At 61.5% G+C, this 22819-nt stretch carries 13 protein-coding genes and 1 pseudogene; 5 read left to right on the top strand and 9 right to left on the bottom strand.

What is annotated here, in order from left to right; translation table 11 throughout:
- Window positions 1–145 precede the first annotated feature (145 nt).
- Window positions 146–1639 (bottom strand): hypothetical protein, encoded by a 1494-nt coding sequence (locus tag H2170_11155; GenBank protein MCS6300636.1) that lies wholly within the window; start codon window positions 1637–1639, stop codon window positions 146–148.
- A 362-nt stretch (window positions 1640–2001) separates the two neighbouring features.
- On the bottom strand, window positions 2002–2607 hold the full coding sequence (locus H2170_11150; protein ID MCS6300635.1) for a YihA family ribosome biogenesis GTP-binding protein: 606 nt from the start codon (window positions 2605–2607) through the stop codon (window positions 2002–2004).
- 211 nt (window positions 2608–2818) lie between these two features.
- Here H2170_11150 and tgt point away from each other — a divergent pair, with 211 nt between their 5' ends.
- Window positions 2819–4852, top strand: a complete 2034-nt coding sequence (gene tgt, locus H2170_11145) for a tRNA guanosine(34) transglycosylase Tgt (protein ID MCS6300634.1) — start codon at window positions 2819–2821, stop codon at window positions 4850–4852.
- 653 nt (window positions 4853–5505) lie between these two features.
- Here the strand turns inward: tgt and H2170_11140 are convergent.
- Window positions 5506–5727 (bottom strand): hypothetical protein, encoded by a 222-nt coding sequence (locus H2170_11140; GenBank protein MCS6300633.1) that lies wholly within the window; start codon window positions 5725–5727, stop codon window positions 5506–5508.
- A gap of 824 nt (window positions 5728–6551) precedes the next feature.
- Between H2170_11140 and H2170_11135 the strand changes: the two genes are divergently transcribed.
- Together H2170_11135 and H2170_11130 are read left to right on the top strand one after the other, a co-directional pair.
- A complete protein-coding gene (locus tag H2170_11135) occupies window positions 6552–10931 on the top strand; it encodes a filamentous hemagglutinin N-terminal domain-containing protein (GenBank protein ID MCS6300632.1) in 4380 nt (1459 codons plus the stop codon).
- A 45-nt stretch (window positions 10932–10976) separates the two neighbouring features.
- The gene (locus H2170_11130) at window positions 10977–12635 is read left to right on the top strand and encodes a ShlB/FhaC/HecB family hemolysin secretion/activation protein (protein ID MCS6300631.1); all 1659 of its coding nucleotides are present in this window, start codon (window positions 10977–10979) and stop codon (window positions 12633–12635) included.
- Window positions 12636–13110: 475 nt separating this feature from the next.
- Here H2170_11130 and H2170_11125 read toward each other — a convergent pair whose 3' ends face one another.
- The 3 genes and pseudogenes from H2170_11125 to H2170_11115 all read right to left on the bottom strand — a co-directional run bounded on the left by H2170_11125 (window position 13111) and on the right by H2170_11115 (window position 15248).
- Window positions 13111–14499: a transposase gene (locus tag H2170_11125; GenBank protein ID MCS6300630.1), complete on the bottom strand. Its 1389-nt coding sequence runs from the start codon at window positions 14497–14499 to the stop codon at window positions 13111–13113.
- A gap of 154 nt (window positions 14500–14653) precedes the next feature.
- Window positions 14654–14875 (bottom strand): hypothetical protein, encoded by a 222-nt coding sequence (locus tag H2170_11120; protein MCS6300629.1) that lies wholly within the window; start codon window positions 14873–14875, stop codon window positions 14654–14656.
- A 148-nt stretch (window positions 14876–15023) separates the two neighbouring features.
- Window positions 15024–15248, bottom strand: a pseudogene (locus H2170_11115) (dihydrolipoyl dehydrogenase).
- A 369-nt stretch (window positions 15249–15617) separates the two neighbouring features.
- Between H2170_11115 and H2170_11110 the strand changes: the two are divergent.
- Window positions 15618–16166 carry a hypothetical protein gene (locus tag H2170_11110; GenBank protein ID MCS6300628.1) on the top strand — a complete coding sequence of 183 codons (549 nt, stop codon included), beginning with the start codon at window positions 15618–15620 and terminating at the stop codon, window positions 16164–16166.
- A 5-nt stretch (window positions 16167–16171) separates the two neighbouring features.
- Window positions 16172–16747 carry a hypothetical protein gene (locus H2170_11105; GenBank protein MCS6300627.1) on the top strand — a complete coding sequence of 192 codons (576 nt, stop codon included), beginning with the start codon at window positions 16172–16174 and terminating at the stop codon, window positions 16745–16747.
- A 402-nt stretch (window positions 16748–17149) separates the two neighbouring features.
- Here H2170_11105 and lpdA read toward each other — a convergent pair whose 3' ends face one another.
- The 3 genes from lpdA to H2170_11090 all read right to left on the bottom strand — a co-directional run bounded on the left by lpdA (window position 17150) and on the right by H2170_11090 (window position 22762).
- Window positions 17150–18532, bottom strand: a complete 1383-nt coding sequence (lpdA, locus tag H2170_11100) for a dihydrolipoyl dehydrogenase (GenBank protein MCS6300626.1) — start codon at window positions 18530–18532, stop codon at window positions 17150–17152.
- 97 nt (window positions 18533–18629) lie between these two features.
- A complete protein-coding gene (odhB, locus tag H2170_11095; GenBank protein ID MCS6300625.1) occupies window positions 18630–19916 on the bottom strand; it encodes a 2-oxoglutarate dehydrogenase complex dihydrolipoyllysine-residue succinyltransferase in 1287 nt (428 codons plus the stop codon).
- A 104-nt stretch (window positions 19917–20020) separates the two neighbouring features.
- A complete protein-coding gene (locus tag H2170_11090; protein ID MCS6300624.1) occupies window positions 20021–22762 on the bottom strand; it encodes a 2-oxoglutarate dehydrogenase E1 component in 2742 nt (913 codons plus the stop codon).
- Window positions 22763–22819 lie beyond the last annotated feature (57 nt).

The following is a 22819-nucleotide window of genomic DNA, read 5'->3' as shown; positions in this document are numbered from 1 at the left end:
TTACCGCATCCTTGAGCTCACGCTCAAGGCCACACCCTTCGTGAACACACTCCCCGTGGCCTTGAGCGTGAGCTCAGGGTGATTGCCCCACGGATGCCGCTGCCCCACGGACCGTTTTCCTTAAGCTTATCTTGAACGCGACGTATTACGCGTCGCCCAGATCCATCGCGTCGGCGAGCGCGGCGTAGCCGTTCTTGGGGATGATGAACGGGTCCATGATCGACTCGCTGCGAATCGGGGTTTTCGCCGCCGCCGTCGGCGCGCCCGGAGCGGCTTTAGGCGCTTGGGCAGCGGCGGTCACTCCGGTGGGTGTTTGAACGACTGCGGCCACCGCCACGGTTGCAGGCGGGGCTGCGGGCGCCACGACGATCACCGGCTCCTGCACCGCCTCGACTGGCGCAACTTCGGGTGCTGCTGCAACCACCGGCACGACTGCCTCCACCACCTCCACCGCTGCAACCACAACAGCGGCTGCGGGTGCCTGCTGCACGGGGGCTTCAGCGGCCAACGTGGGTGCGAGAGTCACGGGCGCTGCGGCGGCCACTTCCGCAACGCGGTTCAATTGGTTAACCAATCCCGCCACGGCTGCCTCCACCTCCGCCAAGCGTGCGGTGAGGGCTGCGGTGGTGGCGCCAAGGCGCACCTCGGCGACGGACACCCGCTGCTCGACTTCGGCCGCGAGTTTAACCGGTGCCGCAGCAAGGGCGTCCTGCAACTCGCTGCGAGCGCTGCGCGCCTGTTCCGCAGCGACTGGGAATTCGCTCAGCGAGGCCGCGATCGCCGCGCGGTGTTCGCGCACGTTTGCCTCAAAGCGACCGAACTCCTGGAGAGTCGTTTTAAATTCCGCCGCCGCCGTGCCGATGGGCGCAACCTGGGCGGTGAGCGCGGCAAACTGCTCTGCGAAGGTCGCCATCTGGCTGTCGAGGCTCGCTTCGCGGGCGGCCAAGGCGGACTCTTGCGTGGCGTTTTTCTCCACTTGGCCGGTCAACGCAGACAGTTGGCCGGTGAGCGTCGTTAACTGGCCGTCGAGTTTCGCCGAGTGATGGATGAGGGCTGTTTCACGCGTCGCCAGAGCCGAGTTTTGCGCACCGGACACGGCGGCCTGTCGGGCGAGTTGCTCGGCCTGTTGTTCGAGCTGGGCGGCCAGTTGCGCGCCGAGCTGGGCTGCCAAGGCGGATTCCTGCTGAGCGGCGCGTTCGGCGCGGGCCTGGGCGAGCTGCTCAGCTTCGGTTAATTTCAGGGTGAGCGCCTCGGCGGTTTGCTGGAAAACCACGGGCAGGCGTTCGGCTGCGGCAAGGCTGCGGCTGGCGAGAGCGGCGGCGTCTTCAAGACCAGTGGCGGCGGCGGCCCATTGGGTGCCCCAGCGTGAGGTGTGGGCATTGGACGCGGTGACCAGCTCGGCCAACTCGCGCTGACGCTCGGCCAGGGCGACATCGCGTTGGTGGACGTCGTTAACAATAAAGGGATAAATCATCGCTACCGCACCCAGTCCGACGCAGCTCACTACGGCTAGCAAAGGCCCGCCGGTGAGTTCGCCCGGGGTGAACCAGCCGATCAGTCCGGCCGTGAGCAACAACCCGGCATCGGCGGCGATAAACGGGACAACTGACAGCGGGCTAGGGGACTGGGTGGTGCTCATACGACGATAGAGATAGTGGTAGCGGCATCTTCGTTCCGCTCCCTGCCGGTTTTCAAGGGTGAAGGTCTCGGCCCGAAAAAGTAGCGCAGACTTCCAGTCTGCTCAGAAGCATCCCGAGGCAGACTATGACGTCTGCGCTACTAATACCAATTCGCGTTCAAGATGAGCTTAATTAACTTGGTCATGAGGGAGCGAATACCATTGGGAAAACACCCTGAGCTCACGCTCAAGGCCACAAGGAGCGTGTTCGCGAAGCGTGTGGCCTTGAGCGTGAGCTCAAGGATGCCGTAAGCCTCAACTTGAACGCTAACTGGTATAACGAAACGAACCTACGGCGAAACTCCTCGTCCCATACCCGCGTCTCAGCCCGCCTTGGCTGTTTTCAGCGCCGCCGAGATGAAGTCGAGGATCTCGTCGCGGCCCTTGCGCGTGGTCGACGAGCTGGTGAAAACCGCCGGCTGCTCGGGCACGAACTCCGCGATCGCATGCTTAAACAGGGCGATGTTCGACTGCGTCACCGAGTTGGACTGCTTGTCGGTTTTGGTGAACACCAGCGAGTACGACACGTCGGCGGTCACCACCCAGCGCAAAAACTCCAGGTCGATTTTTTGCGGAGCAAGACGCGAGTCGATCAGCACAAACAGGTGAACAAGGTTTTCGCGCTCCTCGATGAAGTCGGCCACCGCCTCGTTGAAATCGGCGCGTTGGGTTTTGGCGATCTTGGCGTAGCCGTAGCCGGGGAAGTCCACCAGGCACCAGTTGGCGTTGATGCGGAAAAAGTTGATCAACTTGGTCTTGCCGGGCGCGTCGGAGGCCTTGGCCAGGCGGTTGTTTTCGGTGAGCAGGTTGATCAGGGACGACTTGCCGACATTGGAGCGGCCGATAAAGGCGAACTCGGGCAAAGTCCAACGCGGGCTCGTCGCAAGGGTTTGGGCGCTGATCTCGAAGACGGCCGTTTTGATTTTCATGAGGCGCAGTCCGACGCGGTCGGCGCTGCATTTCAAGCTCTGCGACCCTTAGGGCGAACAAAGTACTTCGCACCCGCCCCAAATTTCCCCTTACTCGCCCCTCCTTCGGCACCGCGTCCGTTAATCCGCCACTCCGTCCTCCGTCAATCCGGCCCCAGTCCGTCTACCGACCGACCGTCCTCCGCCACCCTCCCGTCCCTTTTCAATTCGCATGTCGCGCCTCAATTTCACCCTCGAAAAAACCGCCCCCGGCTCCAAAGCCCGCGCCGCGCGGTTCACCACCCTCCACGGCGAGGTGCGTACGCCCGTTTTCATGCCCGTGGGGACCCAGGCCACGGTCAAATCCCAGACCATCGACACGCTCAAGGGCGCCGGCTCCAGCGTGCTGTTGGCCAACACCTACCACCTGCTCCTGCGTCCCGGCCCCGAGGTGTTTAAAAAGTTCGGCGGCATCCACCGCTTCATGAGCTGGGACGGCCCGGTGCTGACCGACTCGGGCGGCTTTCAGATTTTTTCCCTGCCGCACTCGCGAGCGATGGAGGAGGACGGCGCCAAATTCAAAAGCTACGTCGACGGCACGGTTCACAACCTCACGCCCGAGCTGAGCATTGCTACGCAGCGCGCCATTGGCAGCGACATCATGATGGTGTTGGACCAGTGCATTCCCTCGACCGCGCCCTATGATCAGGCCGAGGCGGCCATGCACCTCACGCACCGCTGGGCCGAGCGCTCGTTGCGCGCCCGAGGTGACTCGCCGCAAGCCATGTTCGGCATCGTGCAAGGCGCCTGCCACCACGACCTGCGTAAACAAAGCGCCGCCTACCTGCGCAACCTCCCGTTCGACGGCCTGGCCATTGGTGGCCTCGCCGTCGGCGAGACTCACGCCCAACGCTACGAATTCACGCACCTGGTTACCGAGCACCTGCCGGAAAACTTGCCGCGTTACCTGATGGGCGTAGGCACGCCGATCGACATTTTGGAGGCGGTGAACAGCGGCGTGGACATGTTCGACTGCATCATCCCGACGCAGCTTGCCCAGCGCGGCACCGCCTTCAGTTCACACGGCAAGATGCACATCGCCCGCACCGTGTATAAATTCCAGCAGGGCCCGCTCGACGCGCGCTGCGGTTGCCCGACCTGCCTGCGTTACGAACGCGGCTACCTTCACCATCTGGTTAAGACCGGCGAAAACCTCGGCTGGCACCTGCTCGGCCAGCACAACATCTGGTATTACCACCAGCTCATGCGCGAAATCCGCGAGGCCATCCTCACCGGCACCTGGCTCGCCTACTACGAGCGCAAGCGCCTCGACCTGGTCCGCACCGATGAGGATAACCCCACGATCCCCGAGAAAAAGCCCAAGGCTGAACGCGCCCCGCAGCTCGGCGATTACACGATTCACACCTCCGAAAAAGGCTTTTCGAGTATCCGCCAAATCAGCTCTGGCGAGATCATGCACTCGGTTAACCGCCCCGAGGATGAGGCGAAAACCCTCTACATCGACCAGTCGTATCTGGCGGCGCGGCTCTTGAAACGCTCCGCCGAGGACACCGCCGAGGTGGTGCTGTGGGACGTCGGTCTGGGTGCGGCGCACAACGCCATGGCGGCGCTGCGCTGCTTCGAAACAGTGTTGGCCGAGCACGGGCCGTCGGCGGTGCGTCCGCTGCGCATCGAGAGTTTTGAGTGCGACCTCGACCCGCTCAAGCTGGCTGCCAAGCACCCGCATCAATTCCCCCACCTGCGCCACGGCGCTCCTTATCGCCTGCTGGAAAACGGCAGCTGGGCCCACGCCTCGGGGTTACTCACCTGGGAGCTGCGCCAGGGTGACTTCCTTTCGTTTATCGAAACCAGTCCGGCACCCGACGTGATTTTCTACGACCCGTTTTCCTCAAAAACCGATACCGGGCTGTGGACGGCGGCGGTTTTTACGCGCATCGCCCGCCAGTGTGGCGGGAAAGCGGCGGAGCTATACACCTATTCGAATTCGACGGCGGTGCGGGTGGCCTTGTTGACGGCAGGATTCTGTGTGGCTGAAGGCGCGGGCACGGGCCCGAAGGCGACGACCACGATCGGGTTCACGCAACGGGAGTCGATCGCCACGCATCCGCTCGCGCCCAAGGCGCTGGGTGAAGAGTGGCTGGTGCGCTGGCGCCGCAGCGGTTCGAAATTCCCCGCCGGTTTACCCGAGTCGGAGCAGGCGGCCTTTGCCGCGCAGATCGAAACCCACCGGCAGTTTCAGGGTTAAATCAGCACTCTAGCGATCTAACCGCCGCCCCTCCCCCCACCCCCCAGTTTCCTCATTCGCCCAAGCCAAAGTGTCACCTATTAGGTGACACTTTGGCTTGGTCTGGAGTTTGGCCCCTGACTAGTCGAACGCAGATCAGCCGAATCCTTGAGCTCACGCTCAAGGCCACACTCTTCGCGAACACACTCCTTGTGGCCTTGAGCGTGAGCTCAAGGATTCGGCGCACCGCAGCCAGAAAAAACACCTCGTGCTCACGCACGAAGCCACACCGAGCCAAAGCCACCCAGGCAAAGGCACACTCCAGGCCGCACCCGCCCGAACGTGGCCTTGAGCGTGAGCTCAAGGTCTGGAGTTTGGCCGTTTAACTCGTGCCAAGAACCACACAGGTGCGGCGCATCATGTATGGCGATCTGAGCTGATCACTCCGGAGAGTTTCGCAGACTTCGCAACAGCCACCCGCACGTCAACGAACGCATCGAAACCCATGCCGTTGCTACCTGCGGTAAGCTTCTACCTTAGCTGGGGGGACGGATCTCAACTCGTTTTGGGGCCAAACTCCAGCCCAAGCCAAAGTGTCACCTATTAGGTGACACTTTGGCTTGGTGGTCAGGGAAACAAGCGGGGCGTGATACGGGGGCGAGGGAGGAACTTGGTTACTTCTTAACCGGCACGTGGGCGGCCTGACGCAGGACCTCGCTCTTGGAAATCTTCAGGCCGTGAGCCACTTTATTGACCCGCACCGCTTCCGCTGGCGTTAGCACGGTGACGCGCTCGGTGCCGTCACGATCGACCCACTCGACATGGTGGGGCTTTTGACGGGAGGTTTTGACCAGGTCGGTTAGGAACGTGAGTTCGTCTTCAGGCAGAGTGAGCATGGGCCGGAGTGACCGGACGCCCCGCGCAGGTCAACGCCGCTCGTTTTGGTCATGGGGCCTTGGCGTTAATTCCAAACGCCGAAGTTTTAACCACAGATTTCACAGATGGGCACAGATCGCAGACGGTTGATGAATTTTAAGAGGGGATAACCAGCAGCAGCCGTAAGGGACCGGGTGTTACATGGCTACATTTGGAGTGGGATTTCGCGCTTTGGGGATATGAAACGCTCGAACTCCGTGTTCGCCTGTGCGCAGTTGCCAGCTGAGAAAAAACGCAGGGTCGGAGGCATCTCGATGACGCAGCAACTGCCGCGTGCGCGGGCGGTGCTTAGGGGGGGGGCGGGGCGATTTGGTTGGTTTTGGTGATCGAATGTCTCCGGCAAGGGTCTGGCCGGAGACCCACAACCGCTGAAGAAAGAAAAGGTCTGAAGTGGCCAGGGTGGAATGGCACTTAGTTAGGCGGGGCTATCGTCTTTTTCGGTTAAGTCGCCCCTTCAGGGCTGGTGTACCTTAATCCATGATTCCTAGGGCGTTGCCCTAGGCTTTGATCGAGTGCCCCTTTGGGGCGGTCGGGCCTAACTAAGTGCCATTCTGGCCAGGGTGATTTTTGTCGATTTATCGGGTTTGAAAAATAATGCAGAAACGGTAAAAGCCCATAATATTGTGATGTGGAATTAGTTAATGGATGGATGGAAGCGCCCCTCCACTCTCGGATTACCCTCCCCCAATTTTCGATAAATTCTATATTTTTTAACGACTTAGATTAAAGAAATGCGCGGGGGGTGCCGTAAAGCCTAGGGATAAACCCTTAGTTTCCTTTCCTCATGACTTTTACGCCTTATCGCTTCGGATTCCTTTCAGTTGGTTTTGTCGCGACAACCTGGATCGCGGCCTGGGCGGCTGATTTGCCCACGGGAGGTAGCATCGTGGCCGGCAGCGGCACGATCCACCAGACCGGCACCACCCTCACTGTCACGCAGGCCACACCCAAACTCGCGGCCGACTGGCAGAGCTTTAACATCGGCGCCGGCCACACCGTCGAATTTGTCCAGCCGTCGGCCAGTGCCGTGGCCTTTAACCGGGTCGTGGGCACCGATGTGTCGGTGATCCAGGGGGCGCTCCGGGCCAACGGCCAGGTTTTTTTGGTCAACCCCAATGGCGTGCTCTTCACCCCCACCGCCCAGGTCAACGTCGGCAGCTTGGTTGCCAGTACACTGAACCTAGGCGCAAGCGATTTTATGGCCGGTAACTACGCGTTTGCCGGCAACAGCGGCGCTTCCGTTATCAACCAAGGCACACTCATCGCCAGCGGCGAAAACGGCCTCGGCGGCAGCATCGCGTTGATCGCGGCCACCGTCACCACCACCGGAAGCATCGAGGCGGCGGGCGGCAACGTCCTGCTCGGTGCCGGCCAGGCCGCCACGCTTGACCTCGGCGGGCCGGTCAAACTGCAAATCACCCAAGGTGCTCTCGACGCCCAGATCGCCACAGGCGGGGCAATTCGCGCCTCGGGGGGCCAGGTGTATCTCTCGGCCCGAGCTGCAAACAGTCTTCAGACCAGTGTGATTAACCACAGCGGCGTGATCGAGGCCAGCAGCCTGACGAACCAAGGCGGCCGGATCGTACTCGAAGCCGACCATATTACCCTGGCGAACACCTCACGTTTAACCGCGACCGGCCCGACCGGCGGCGGCACGGTGTTGGTCGGCGGCGACTGGCAAGGCAGCGGTTCTCTGCGTCAAGCTACCACCGTGACCATGGAGTCCGGGGCCCAGATCGACGCCAGCGCCACTCAGTCCGGCGATGGCGGCAAAGTCGTGCTCTGGAGCGATATTCATAACGCCGCTTCGAAGACCCGCGCCCACGGCGTGATTCAGGCCAAAGGCGGAGCGCTCAGCGGCAACGGTGGTGCGATTGAAACCTCCGGCTATTGGCTCGATGTGGCGGGCATCACCGCCAATGCCTCCGCGCCCAACGGCCAAGGCGGCCAGTGGCTGCTCGACCCCATCAACATCGAGATCGGCAGCACCGCGACCACCGGCGGCCCGAGCTTCCCCAATTGGACCTCGACCGCCGACTCGTCGTTTATCCTCAACACCGATCTGGAAACTCAGCTCAACGCCGGCACCAATGTGGTGATCTCCACCGGTTCGGGCGGCAGCCAAAGCGGCGATATCACCGTTTCCAGTACCATCAGCAAAACCAGCGGCGGCAATGCCACACTCCGGCTTAACGCCCACCGCGACATCGTCATCAATGCGGATATCTCATCGACCACCGGCACCTTGGGCCTGGTGTTTGACGCTGACACGGACCGCAATGGCACTGGCTACATCCAGGTGAGCAGCAACCTCACTACCAACGGCGGCAATCTCGAATTCGGTACCGGAGCGAGCGGCTCGATCAACGGTGTAACCACCTTGCTCGGGGGCGATGTGTATTTTAGCGGGGGTAGCGCACTCACCCTGTCCACCGGAGGTGGTAGTTTCTCACTCCAGGGCGAAACGATCATCGCCAACACCAGTGGCCTCACCATCAACACCGCCGGTGGCAGCGTGTCGTTTAGCGGTCTGGTGAATTCGGGCAACAGCTACACCGCCGTCACCAGTGGCTTGGATTGGACAGCTGCCTTGGCTGCGGCCCAATCAGGGTCCGGCACTGCGACCAATGACACCTACCTCGCGACGATTACCTCACGGCTCGAAAATTCCATCGCCAGCCGGGCGACGAACTTTTCCGACTATTGGTTGGGTGGCCGGCGTGTGACGGGGATTGGCAGCAATAGCAGTTGGCGCTGGGTGGCCGGCCCCGAGGCCAGTCTGGACACCAACGGACTGATTTTTTTCACCCAAAACACCAACGGCAGCGGCGGGGGCAGCACCGTAGCGGGTGGGTATTCGAACTTCAGTTCCGGTGAACCCAATAACTTCAATGGGTCATCCGCCTTGACTGATGAAGCCGAGTCCGCGCTTCAGTTTACCGGAACCCAAGGGCAATGGAATGACCTGCCCAAAACGGGGAACACTGTAACCGGTTACCTGCGTGAGACCAACCTGGCGGCCTCCCCGCTCACGATCAATGCAGGCGCAGGGACCGTCACCTTGAGCGCTGCGGTCGGCGGCTCGAAAGCGCTGGCCTCTTTCAACGTCACGGCCCCCACCGTCGCCATCAACGGCGGAGGCGTCACCACCACCGGGGCGCAGACCTACACCGGCAACGTGACCCTCGGCGCGGCCAGCACCACGCTGACCCAGACTACCGCCGACACCGACTTCAGCGTTCTCGCCAACAAATCGATCACCAACGCCAGCGGCGGCAACGCGACTTTGCGGATCAAGACCACGGGCGACATCCTGCTCAATTCCGGCAGCAGCATCTCGTCGTCCACGGGCACCCTCGGCATCACGCTCAACAGTGACAGCGACAACACCGGCGGCGGTGGCATTGCCCTGTTTGGCACCACCCTGAGCAGCAACGGCGGCAACATCACTCTGGGCGGTGGCACCGCCGGTGATGGCTCCGGCAATGCCAACGGCTTGCGAACGGTTGCCAATTACATTTCCGACACCATCAGCCCAAGTGCCGGCAACATGGGTATCACGATTGGTAATTCCACGATCTCGGCCGCCGGAGGTAACATCACGATGAATGGCCAGGGGCGCGATGGCGATGGCACGGCCGGTCGGGCCAAGGGCATCGAGCTGGTGGGCGACACCGGCGGCAACGTCACCGTGTCCACCACCGGCACAGGCACCATCACCCTCAACGGCCAGGGCGGCAACGAAACCGGCGGCGGCAACGTGGCCAATTATGGCGTCAATTTGAATAACTCCTCGGGTACGGGCACCATCACCGTGAGTACACAAAACGGCGCCCTCACGGTCATTGGTGTCGGCGGTGGCACCGGCGACACCAACCACGGCATCAGCTTTGAGGGCTCCAGTAACAGCAACGTGGTCAGCTCAACCGGCGGGGCGATCAGCCTCACGGGCACTGCTGGGTTGGGTTCCGCCTCGCGCGGGATCTCGATTGCGAGCAACTCGACCGTGGGCGGGGCCAGCACCACCGGCGCGATCACCCTCACGGCCGATACCGTCAGCCTGGAGGGCACCTACCGCTCCACGGGAGCACTCACGATCAAGCCACTGACTGCCGCCACCACCATTGGCCTGGGCGGTGGCGCCGGCACCCTCGCCCTCAGCGCCGCTCACTTTTCGACGAACTTCGTCGACGGCTTTTCGAGCATTACGGTCGGACGATCCGACGGCACCGGCCTGATCACCACAGGGGCATTCACCGCCAACGACAGCGTGATCTTACTGAGCGACACCGGTAACATCGTCGTCGGTGGGGCGTTAAACGTCGGCAGCAATACCCTCACGCTCAACACCACCGGTGCGGTCACCCAATCGGCCGGTATCACTGCGGGCAGCCTCGCCTTGTTGGGCACGGGTGGCAGCTACACGCTGACGAACACCGCAAACAATGTAACCACCTTGGCGGCGAATACCGGCGGTATTTCGTTCTTCGATAGTGACACGCTGGCGATCGGCACGGTCGGTGCGACCAACGGCATCACCGCCACCGGACTCGTCACGGTGGAAACCGGCACAGGCAACCTGACGGTCAGTCAGAATATCAGCACCGCCAACACCACCGCTTCGGCCATCGTGTTCAACGCAGGCAAGAGCGCCACGCCCAACACCGCCGCCGGTGGCAACATTGTCCTGAGCGGCAGCCCGACCTTCACCACCGGCAGCGGCGGACGGGCGACTTTATTCACCGGTTCTCTCGAAGGTAGCACGGGGTTGACCGCGCTGTTGGGTGCAAGCAGTGGCCGCTTCCGCTATGGCAGCGACGAGACAACCACCCAATTCACCCCGGCGCTCGGCACCGGTCTGCACGCCATCTACCGTGAGCGGGAGGCGACTCCCGTGGCCGTGAGCACAACCCAGACCCTTGTGACCAAGCTGGTCCCGGTGATCCCCGATCCGATTGTGGCTATTGGCTTCAAGACCGGCGGGAGTTTCCTGGATAGCACGGGCGATACCCGTGCACCCAATGAGCTAAATCCGAAGCACGGCGACTTCGAGGGTGCGAGCATGACCTCGAGCGGACCGTTAACCGTGTTAGTTGTACGAGGCGGTATTTTTATCCCGGAGGATTTTCTCTCCCCTGCCTCGGACCTGCGGTTCGGCCGTTAAACGACCCCATTCCCTTTAATCATAAACTCTTCCCCTTTCTTGTTCATGAAACTCTCCCCTGGTCATGCGCTGGTTTTAGCGACGTCTCTCGTGGTTAGCTCCGCCGGTTTGGCGCAAACCGCGCCGAATGCAGGCGAAACCCTGCAACAACTACAGCCTCCCCCGGTCGCGCCGCGTCCCAACCCCGAAGTCGCCTTGCCGACCACTCCGAAAGCGGCCGTGCCCAAAAGCCCGACGGAGGCGACCGTCGTCCTGCACGCCATCCATTTCGTCGGCAATACCCAGGTAGCCACCGACGAACTGCAACACACGCTGGCGAACGCCTTGGAGCAACCGCTGGATTTAGCTGGCCTGCGCCAGCTGGCCGAGCGAATCGACGCCCTGTACCGGGCGCGTGGGTATCCCTTCGCGCGCGCCGTCCTGCCTCCGCAAGATTTGAAAGACGGAACCTTGCAAATCGATATTTTTGAAGGCCGCTATGGCCAGGTGACGGCCGAAAGCGCCGACCCCAAACTGGCCCAGCAAGCGCAACGTTTCTTAGCGCCGTTGCAGCCGGGCGCGGTCATCGCCACCGCCTCGCTGGAACGCGCGGTGTTGATTTTGAATGATCAGCCCGGGGTCGCCACCACCCCGGTGATCAAACCCGGAGCCGAATCGGGAACCGGCGACCTTGGCGTGAAAGTGGAGCGGACCGCGCTGATCACCGGCGACGTGGGGCTGGACAACTGGGGGAGCCGTTTCAGTGGCCAATATCGGGCCCAGGCGAACCTGGCGATTAACAGCCCCTTCCAGCTCGGCGACCAGATCACGTTGCGCACCCTCGCCAGTAACGAAGATCTGCTGCTCGGTTCACTTAATTACAACACGCCGCTCGGCACTTCCGGTTTACGCGGATCGGCCGGTTACGCCTACACCAGTTACGAATTGGGCAAGGAATTCGCCAATCTCGGGGCCACCGGCGTGGCCAAAGTCACCACGGGAAGTGTCAGCTATCCGCTGATCCGCTCCATGGCCTCCAACCTCTCGCTAACGACCGCTTTTCAATCGAAAGAATTGCACGACGAACGCAGCAGCGTGGGCTCGGAGGAAGAGCGTTCCAGTATCTCACTCCCAATCAGCCTTCAATTTGATCGCCGCGACCTCTGGTGCGGGGGCGGCATCACCTATGGCAGCGTCAGTTGGACTCCCGGCCGCCTCGACCTGGATGCAAACTTGACGGCGGCCGACACCACCGACACCCGCGGCACCTTTCACAAATTTAATGTAGATGTGGTGCGAATTCAGTACCTGCCGCAGGGCTGGAGTTTGATGGGGCGAATCAACGCTCAGGCGGCGGCCAATAATCTCGATTCGTCAGAAAAGTTGAGCTTGGGCGGGGCGAGTGGAATCCGCGCCTACCCCACAGGGGAAGCGACCGGAGACCAAGGGCTGTTGGCGCAAGCCGAATTACGTTACGCGGTTGGGGCATTCACGCCCTACCTGTTTGTCGATGCCGGCCGCATTTACCAAAACACCCACCCCACGGCGAGTACGACAGCCAACGAGCGTGACTTGAGTGGCGTCGGCCTGGGTGTGCGTTTTCAGCGCAACCGCTGGAGCGCCGACCTTGCGTTGGCCTGGCGCACGAGTGGCGGAGCCCCGGAGTCCGACACCAGCAGCGAGCCGATGCCGCGGATTTGGCTGCGAGCGGGCTACGGGTTTTAACCGCACGCCCCTAGGCTGTCCTGCCCTGCGTTCGTTCCGGGGTATGATCCGGAGCCCTAGGGCGTGTCCGGTAAAGATTGGCGGTCTATTTGTATAATTCTGTTAACCAACAACAAAGATTCGTTCCGAGCGATGTCGATTGGGACGAGCTAAAAAAATAAGGCCCAGCGGGACAAGCTGACTGGGGCGCAACGCTGCGGCCGACCATGCGCGGATACCTTCGCCGCCATGGTCTCCATCGCCTGCATCCTCATCTGGCTCCAATCTTAACCAGACACGCCCTAGCAGCCCGTCGGACTGAAAAAAGCGGGTTCGGGCCAAGTCCCCGGCCCGCGCGCCAACTTTGAGTGTGGCGGATAGATTTTGGGGCCTAAAATACTCCTTCGGGCTGTGGCCCGTTGGATTAGGGCGGTTAATCAATGGCGCGTCCGGATTTTTTTGGTGTTTGAGGGTTGGTTTTCCTGCGTTGGCGAGGTTAGGCCGGCCGCAGTTTGGCGTTGAGGCGATGAAGACGCTTAAAGTTGTAGGCCAGGCACACCAGCTCCCATTCGAGGGATACTTTTTCCAGTCCGCGCATTAAAAAACGTCGGAAGCCGAGCGCCTCTTTTATAATACCAAAAATCGGTTCAATGGTTTCTTGCCGTAGTTTATATAACGCTCGTCCGGCGGCCGTAGCGGTGCGGTGGATCATGCGTTCGGCGAAGCTCGCCTCGGGGCCCGGTTGCGGCGGGTCTTCGTGCTGTTCGAGTTGGGCGATCGTGCGGCCATGCGGCTCCCGTTTCATCGCTGCATATACAGTTACGCCCGTTGTGGTTGCGTCCGGTGCGGACTCGGCCTTTGTCACCGCCGCTTCACTCACAAAACCACTGTCAATCAGTACGTTCGCCACCTCAATATGTTGCGCGATGGCCGCCAGGTTTGGCTCAAGCTGCTGTTTATCATTGGGCGCATTACAGACCCGCGCACCGACGATCAGGCGCGAGTCGGTGTCGGCCCCGGCTTGTGCATTATAACACTGCTGGAAGCCGTTGCCCGTTTTCATAATCCGGCTGACTTCATCGGTCAGGTTGACCTGGTCTTTCGTGCCCGGAGTGGGGTCGGGCTGAACGGGAACTGGGCCACGCGGTTTTTTACCCGTGTCGGCTTCGGACGCGGAGCGTTTTGCCATTTTAGCTTCATACTCAGCTTGTTCCGCCTGAAACCGCAGATGCGCCCGGGCCTCGATTTCCGCCTTGGCCTTGGCCAACGTCGCCTTGCGCTCCTCGCGCCGCTGGATCTCTGCGGGGATCGTCAACCCGTCTTGCAGCGGGATCGCGTCCGCAGCGTCGGCTTTGCGCAACAGTTCAGCGATTTCCAGATCAAGGACTTCCATCGTCTTAACCGCATGGGCATAACTCACCGCCGAGTGCTTGCTGGCGTTGGCAAGTATTTTGGTGCCATCGACGGCCACCGTGACGTTGCCGATCTTTAACACTCCGCACGCCGCAGACATCTGAAGTAATTGAGCAAAAGCTTTTTGCACCAATTCCCGGTTCTCCCGGCGGAACGTGCAAATCGTATCGTGGTCGGGGTGCGTGTCGGCACAGAGCAGGCGCACTGCCACGTTTTCATAGGTCGTGCGCTCAATTTGGCGGCTGGAAAAAACTCCCGTCGCGTAACTGTAAGTCAGTAAACTCAGGAGCATCGACGGCGGGTATTGCGCACTGCCGCTCCCACGCTGATTTACGGACACCGAACTGACGTCGATCAAGTCAACCGCATCGATGATAAAATGCACCAAGTGATCCGGCTTCACCCAATCCCGCAGGTCGGGCGGCAGCAGTAACGGAGTGCGCCGATCAATTATAACGAACTTGGTTGCCATGGAACTACTTAGTTACGCTTTTAATTGGTAGTCAATATAATACAAATATTTAATGCGTTTATTTTTCCAAGTCCGACAGGCTCCTAGGTGACACTTTGGCTTGGGGGTCAGGGAAACTAGCGGGGTGGGATGCGGGCGAGGGGGGGGGACTTGGTTATTTCTTAACTGGAACGTGGGCGGCCTGACGCAGGACCTCGCCCTTGGAAATCTTCAGGCCGTGAGCCACTTTATTGACCCGCACCGCTTCCGCTGGCGTTAGCACGGTTACGCGCTCGGTGCCGTCACGATCAACCCACTCGACATGGTGGGGCTTTTGACGGGAGGTTTTGACCAAGTCGGTTAGGAATGTGAGTTCGTCTTCAGGCAGAGTGAGCATGGGGCGGAATTGACCGGCAGGTTCCCGCAAGGTCAACGCTGCACGTTGACGATGCAGGCGCCCAAAAAAGTAGCGCAGACTCCAGGGAGCAGACTGGAAGTCTGCGCTACTTTGTGCCGCCAGGCTCGCGCTGCTTTTTACCCCTCGCTCAGATCGCGTGAATCGCGCTCTTGCTCACCGCCATCGCCGCTTCCTTGACCGCTTCCGACATCGTCGGGTGGGCGTGGATCGTGCGGGCCAAATCTTCGGCGCTGCCACCGTATTCCATGTGCGTGACGATCTCGCTGATGAGTTCACCTGCATTCTTACCGAGGATTTGCGCACCGAGGATTTTGTCGGTCTTGGCGTCGGCGATGATCTTCACGTAGCCGTCGCCGGCATCGTTGGCCAGGGGTCGCCCAAAATGGGGCGCCCAAAATGGGGGCGGGGCGGAATGGCGCTTAGTTAGGCAGGGTAGCCCCAACGGGGCGTCATACCCTAGCCTAGGGCAACGCCCTAGGCATCATGAGGTAACGATAAAAGCCCTGAAGGGGCGACCTAAGCCAGATACACCGATCAGCCCCCTTAACTAAGCGCCATTCGGGGCGGGGCGTTACATGGGTACAGGAGCCGGCAAGAAAGACCCGAAACGTGGACATCGGCCCGAATGTATCCCTGTAACGCCCCGACCCTCTCACTCCCCATTTTCAACGGACTCCGATCGTTCTTGAAATAAATAAAACGTTAGCTAACGTTTTATTTAATGCCTTACGAGCCATTGGATAAAGATCGCCTGAATCAAGCGTTGCGACGCCTAGGCGAGCTTGCTGTGGCCGAGGGCTTGGAGTTGGAACTTTCTTTGTATGGCGGCGCCGTTTTCACCTTGGTCTATGGTTCGCGCGACAGCACCAAGGACGTGGACGCGTTGATTCGTCCCTCCGCTATCGGCCATCGCCTTGCCCTTCGGGTCGCGCTCGAACTGGGGTTGCCCGAGGACTGGATCAACTCCGATGTCGCCCAGTTTTTGTCGGAGCAGGAAGCCAAACGAGCACTGCCGGCGGAGATGTTTGGTCCGGGGCTCCAGGTCACCGTGCCGACGGCCGCCTACCTGCTGGCGCTCAAGTTGCGCGCCTGCCGTCCGCCGTTGCCGGGTTATCCGGGCGACGCGCCCGACATCCGCTTCCTCCTTGGCAAACTCAAGCCGGCTTCCCGCGAAGAGGTGGATGCGATTTTTGCCCGCTTCTTCCCGCACGATGCACTCACCGAGCGCGCGCGGGAAATGGTTGAAACCACACTTGCCGACATCGGCTGATTTTTATGCAACCGCGTCCGCAAACATTGGCCGAGGTGGCCGCCCGCGCCGATACGCTCGAGCGTTTCGGCCGCGAGCTGGCGGACTGGTTGCACACGGTGCGCAAGCTGGGATCGAGGCCGGCGCTTGCCCAGACGTTTGCGGCGGCACCGCTGCGATTGGCGGGTCGTTTTGCCGAGGGCGCTTTGGCCGATGCCACGCTTGCGGCCTATGCCGACTGGTTGGCCACCCGAATACGCGCCGAGCCGCCGACTTGGTGTTTTGAGCCGGAGCGAATCGCACCCGTGCCCTGGTTTGCAGACGAAGGCCCGCGCTCGCGTCTGCTCGCCCTGCGCGACACGCCGCCGGCCTTCAAGCGCCGCAACTTATTCACCTCCGCGCCCGATCTGCCGGTGCGCCTGCGCCGCGGCCGCCCGCCGGTGCCGGTGGCGGACAAGCGTGCCACCAATGCCGCCCGCCAGCGCCGCTTTCAGCAAAAACGCCGCGCACTCTTGCGCGACTTACTGGGGCGCGTGGAGCGTGGAGAACTTAACCCGAACGCCGAAGTTTTAACCACGGAATTCACAGATGAGCACAGATAACAGAGTGTTACTGAATTTGAAGACAGGATGAAAAAAAGGGGATCAAGCTGAGTCCGTTTACCTCCTAAGGGATTGTATCTGTGCAATCTGTGTAATCTGTGGTTGGTTTGAACTTCGGAATTCAGGCTTAACACGTAGGAGGCCCTCCGATGCTGGAGCGCTGATATCAATTCGCGGTCAAGATGAGCTTAATTAACTTGGCCATGAGGGAGCGAATACCATTGGGGAAACACCCTGAGCTCACGCTCAAGGCCACGAGGAGTATGTTCGTTACGAGTGTGGCCTTGAGCGTGAGCTCAAGGATGCCGTAAGCCTCAACTGGAACGCTAACTGGTATACGCACAAAAAAGCCCGCCGGTTGAGGGCGGGCTGGTTATCGAGGCGTGAAGCTGATCCTGTCGCTTAGATCGCGTGAATCGCGCTCTTGCTCACCGCCATCGCCGCTTCCTTCACCGCTTCCGACATCGTCGGGTGGGCGTGGATCGTGCGGGCCAAATCTTCGGCGCTGCCACCGTATTCCATGTGCGTGACGATCTCGCTAATGAGTTCGCCAGCGTTCTTACCGAGGATTTGCGCGCCGATGATTTTGTCGGTTTTGGCGTCGGCGATGATCTTCACGTAGCCGTCGCCGGCATCGTTGGCCAGGGCGCGGGCGTTGGCGGCGAAGTTGAACTTGCCCACGTTGATCGCCAGGCCCTTGGCCTTGGCGGCGTCTTCACCCAGGCCCACCGAGGCGAGCTCCGGGTCGGTATAAACAATCGCGGGCATCAGGTCCCAGTTAATATGGCCGTGTTTACCGGCGATCCACTCGGCGACGGCAATGCCGTCTTCCTCGGCCTTGTGCGCGAGCATCGGGCCGTCGATCACGTCGCCAATCGCCCACACGCCCGCAGCGGTGGTCTTAAGGTGGGCGTCGACTTGGATGCGCTTCTTGTCTGTAAGTGCGACGCCGGCGGCGGCGAGGTTGAGGTTGTCGGCAAACGGGCGACGGCCGACGGCGACGAGCACCTTGTCGGCGGGGAATTCCAAGACTTTGCCCTCCCGCTCGGCGGTGAGGATGCCGTTGGCGAAGCCGGTGACCTTGGCGCCGCACTCGATCTTGAGCCCCTGCTTTTGCAGCAGGCGGGTGAAGTTGCGCACGATGTCGTCGTCGAAGGTCGCGGCGATTTTGGGCAAGAACTCAACCACGGTGACCTCGGCGCCGAGGCGGGCCCAGACCGAGCCGAGTTCGAGACCGATGGCGCCGCCACCTACGACCACGAGCTTCTTGGGCACGGTGGTCAGGGTCAGGGCTTCGGTGCTGGAGATGACCGTCGTGCCATCGAACTTCATGAACGGCAGCTCGACCGGGGCGGAACCGGTGGCGATGACGATATTTTTGGCGGTGAGCTGCTGGTCGCCGACGGCGACCGTGGAGGCGGAAACGAAGGCGGCTTCACCCGTGATGACGGTGACCTTGCGGGCCTTGGCGAGCGCAGCGACGCCACCGGTTAATTTGGTGATGATGCCGTCCTTCTTTTTGAGCATAGCGGCGACGTCGATGGAGACGCCGTCGATTTTGATGCCGTGTTCGGCCGCGTGTTTTTGCGCGAACAGGAAGTGCTCCGAGGAGGCGAGCAGGGCCTTGCTGGGGATGCAGCCGACGTTGAGGCAGGTGCCGCCGAGGGTGGCGCGTTTGTCGATGAGGGCGACCTTGAGGCCGAGCTGGGCGGCGCGGAACGCGCAGACGTAGCCGCCGGGACCGGCGCCGATGACGATGAGATCGAAAGTTTGGGAGGAGGACATGGTTTTAACTCTTTCTCTTTCCTCTTTCTCTTACTCGTTCTCGGTTTGTCCCTGCGGAAGGATAAAGAGAACGATTAAGACTAAAGAGAAAGATGGTTCAGACGCTGAGAAGAAGGCGGGTCGGGTCTTCGATTGCCTGTTTGATTTTGAGCAGGAAGGTGACGGCTTCTTTGCCGTCGACGAGGCGGTGATCGTAGCTGAGGGCGAGGTACATCATCGGGCGGATGACGACCTGGCCGTTGAGGGCGATCGGGCGGTCGTTGATCGCATGCAGGCCGAGGATGGCGCTCTGCGGTGCGTTGATGATCGGGGTCGAGAGCATCGAGCCGAAAATGCCGCCGTTGGTGATGGTGAAGCAGCCGCCTTCGAAGTCGGGCATCGTGAGTTTGCCGTCGCGGGCTTTTTTGGCGACGTCGCCAATGGCTTTCTCGATCCCGGCCATGTTGAGCTGGTCGCAACCGCGCACCACGGGGACAACCAGGCCCTTCTCGGTGGAGACGGCCATGCTGATGTCGTAGTAGTTGTTTTGAATGATCTCGTCGCCGTCGAGCTGGGCGTTGACTCCGGGGACTTCCTTGAGGGCGTGAACCACGGCCTTGGTGAAGAAGGACATGAAGCCGAGCTTCACGCCGTTCTTTTTGACGAAGTCGTCCTGGTACTTGGCGCGCAGGGCCATGACGGCGGACATGTCGACCTCGTTGAAGGTGGTGAGCATGGCGGCCTCGTGCTGGGCGGCGACCAGGCGCTTGGCGATGGTCTGGCGCAGCTTGGTCATCTTGACGCGGGTGCGTTTGCCGGCGGGAGCGGCGGCACCGGTGGAGATAACCGGGGCGCTGCTCGGGAGGGCGGCAGCAGGCGCAGCGGCGATGGCGGCGACGATGGCGGCGGAATTGGGGTTTGAACTTTCAGCTTTCACCTCGGCGGGCGCAGGAGCGGCTGCGGCCACGGTTGCCGCTGGTGCGGCTGCGGCGGCGAGGACGTCGCCCTTGGTCAGGCGGCCGGCTTTGCCGGTGCCGTCGATCTTGGTGGCGTCGACGCCGGTTTCGGCGAGCGCGCGGCGAACGGCGGGGGATTGGGCCGTCTCAGCAGCCTGGGTGGTGGCGGGAGCCGTGGGAGCGGAAGCCGCAGCAGAGGCACCGGCGGCGACATCGGTGTCGATCACGGCGACGATTTCACCGATTTTGACCTCGGTGCCGGGCTGGACCTTGAAGGTGATTTTTCCAGCGACGTCGGCGAGGCCTTCGGAGGTGATTTTGTCGGTTTCGAGCTCGAAAAGCGGTTGGTCTTTTTTGACCACGGTGCCGTCGGCGACGTGCCACTTGGCGAGGATGCCGGAGCTGATGGATTCGCCGAGGGGCGGGATTTTGACTTCGTGGAGAGACATGGTGGTTTTTTTAAAGGGGAGTTTTAACGCAAAGGCCGCGAAACACGCAAAGGATCGGAACTGGGCGATCTTTGCGGCCTCGCGTCTTTGCGTTAAGGATACGATCAGAGCGTGAAGGCGTCCTTGAGGAAGGCGGCGAGTTCTTGTTTGTGGACGGCGAGCGAGCCGACGGCCGGGGAGGCCGAGGCGTCGCGACCGGCGTAGGTTGCCTTGCGGCCGAAGAGCTCCTCGAGCTGCGGGGCGAGGAAGCTCCACGAGCCGTTGTTCTGCGACTCCTCTTGGCACCAGATGAGCTTGGACGCAGCGTGCTCCTTGGCGATTTCGGCGAGCTTGGTTTTGTGGAGCGGGTAGATCTGCTCGATGCGCACCAGCGTGGTGTCGGTGACGTTGTTGGCGGTGCGGTAGGCGTCGAGGTCGTAGTACACTTTGCCCGAGCAGAGAATCAGGCGCTTGGCCTGCTTGGGCGGCTGCGGATCGAGGATGATCTCTTCGAAGCTGCCGGAGGTGAATTCGGCCAGTTTGGAGGTGGCGGCAGGCAGGCGCAGCAGCGACTTCGGCGACATGACGATGAGCGGCTTGCGGAAGTCGCGTTTCATCTGGCGGCGCAGGGCGTGGAAATAGTTGGCCGGGGTCGTGATGTTGGCCACCTGCATGTTGTCCTCGGCGCAGAGCTGGAGGAAGCGTTCGAGGCGGGCCGAGCTGTGCTCGGGGCCTTGTCCTTCGTAACCGTGGGGCAACAGCAGCACCATGCCGCTCATTCGCTGCCACTTGGATTCGGAGGAGGCGAGGAACTGGTCGATTACGACTTGGGCACCGTTGGCAAAGTCGCCGAATTGGGCCTCCCAAATGCAGAGCATCTGGGGGTAATCGAGCGAGTAACCGTAGTCGAAGCCGAGCACGGCGGCCTCGGAGAGCAGCGAGTTGTAAACACAGAAACGCTCCTGCTTCGCGTCGATGTTGAGCAGCGGAGTGTATTTTTCGCGGGTCTCGGAATCGTAGATGACGGCGTGGCGGTGGCTGAAGGTACCGCGCTCGCAGTCCTGGCCGGACAGGCGCACGGGGCTGCCTTCGAGCAGTAGGGTGCCGAAGGCGAGGGCCTCGCCGAAGCCCCAGTCGATCGGGCCGCCGTCCTTGTGGGCCTGAACGCGTGTATCCAAGAATCGCTTGATCTTGGGGTTGGCTTTGAAGTTGGCGGGCAGATGGGTGATGCCGGCCACGACCTTGGCGAGGGCTTCGGCGGATACATGGGTGTCCACGTGGATGTGGTTGTAGCCAGGTTGGAAAATCGCGCTGGAGCCGGCGAACGGGCTGTTGGTTTTACCAGCGGCCTGGGTGGCGGCTTCGGCGGCTTTGGCCTTGGCGAAGGAGGCTTCCATCGCGGCGGTGTACTCGGCCTTGATGGCCTCGGCGCCGGCCTCGTTGAGCGTGTCTTCGCGGATCAGGCGCGCGGAGTAGGGCGCGGAGATCAGCGGGTGAGCGGCGATCTTCTTGTAGAGCGTGGGCTGGGTGAAGGCGGGTTCGTCGGCCTCGTTGTGGCCATGCCGGCGGTAGCAATACATGTCGATCACCACGTCGCGCTGGAATTTGACGCGGAATTCGAGCGCGAGGCGGGTGACGTAGCAGACCGCCTCGGGGTCGTCGCCGTTCACGTGGAAGACGGGCGCCTCGATCATCTTGGCCACGTCGGTGCAGTAGCGCGTGGAGCGGGAATCGCTCGGCTGTGTGGTGAAACCGATCTGGTTGTTAATCACCAAGTGTACGGTGCCGCCGGTGCGGTAGCCGGGCAGTTGCGAGAAGTTGAGCGTCTCGGGGATGACGCCTTGGCCGGCGAAAGCGGCGTCGCCGTGAATGAGGAACGGGCAGACGCGGCGGCGGTCGACGTCGCCACGGATGCGTTGGCGGGCGCGGGCCCGACCCTCGACCACCGGGTTAACGATTTCCAAGTGCGAGGGGTTGGGGGTGAGGCGAACCTCGACCTTGTGGCCGGAGGCGGTGGTGAGCTCGGCCTCGTAGCCAAGGTGGTACTTCACGTCGCCGTCACCACCGACGGTGTTGGGGATGTAGTTTTCGGAAAATTGCTCGAAGAGCACCTCGAAGGGCTTGCGTAGGATGTTGGTGAGTACGCTGAGACGACCACGGTGGGCCATGCCCATGACGAACTCTTCCACGCCGAGCTCGGGGGCGTATTCGATCATGGCGTCGAAGGCCGCAATCATGGTTTCACCGCCTTCTAGCGAGAAGCGCTTCTGGCCGACGAAACGGGTGTGGAGGAACTTTTCAAACAGCTCGGCCTTGTGTAGGCGGCGCAGGATGCGGATCTTTTGGTTGCGGGTGAAAGAGGGGCGGTTGTGGGCTTCCTCCATGCGCAGTTGCAGCCAGTCGCGGGCGTCGAGGTCCTGCATGTGCAGGTATTCCACGCCGATGTGGCCGCAGAAAATCTCGTTCAGCGAACTGATCAACAGGCGCAGCTTCATCTGGCCGCCGCCGCGGAAATTGCCGACGGAGAACGACTGTTCGAGGTCGGCTTCGGTGAGCCCGAAGTGCTGGTAGTTGAGGCGCGGGAAGGGCGCGGGCGGGGGGCTGAGCGGGTCGAGGTGCGCCTGCATGTGGCCGTGGGCGCGGTAGGCGTTGATCAAGCGCAGCACCTGGGCCTGTTTGTTGCTGTCGAGTACGTTGACCCCCGCGGCGGCGACGTTGGCCATGGCCGAGCCTTTGCTGCCGAGTGAAAAGCCTTGGAAAAACGCACGCCAGGTCGGATCGACCGAGTCGGGATTGGTAAGCCAAGCGTTATAGGCCGCCTCGATGACTTCGGAGTTGGCGGGTGAGGACTGGGGCTGGGTGATCATGAAATAGGCGGCCTAATGGCCGGAGGGGACTTACACGGGTCTGCGGCTATGAATAGC

This window comes from Opitutus sp. (assembly GCA_024998815.1).
In the GTDB taxonomy this organism is placed as follows: Bacteria; Verrucomicrobiota; Verrucomicrobiia; order Opitutales; family Opitutaceae; genus Rariglobus.
This window is presented reverse-complemented; position numbering and strand designations above follow the sequence as displayed.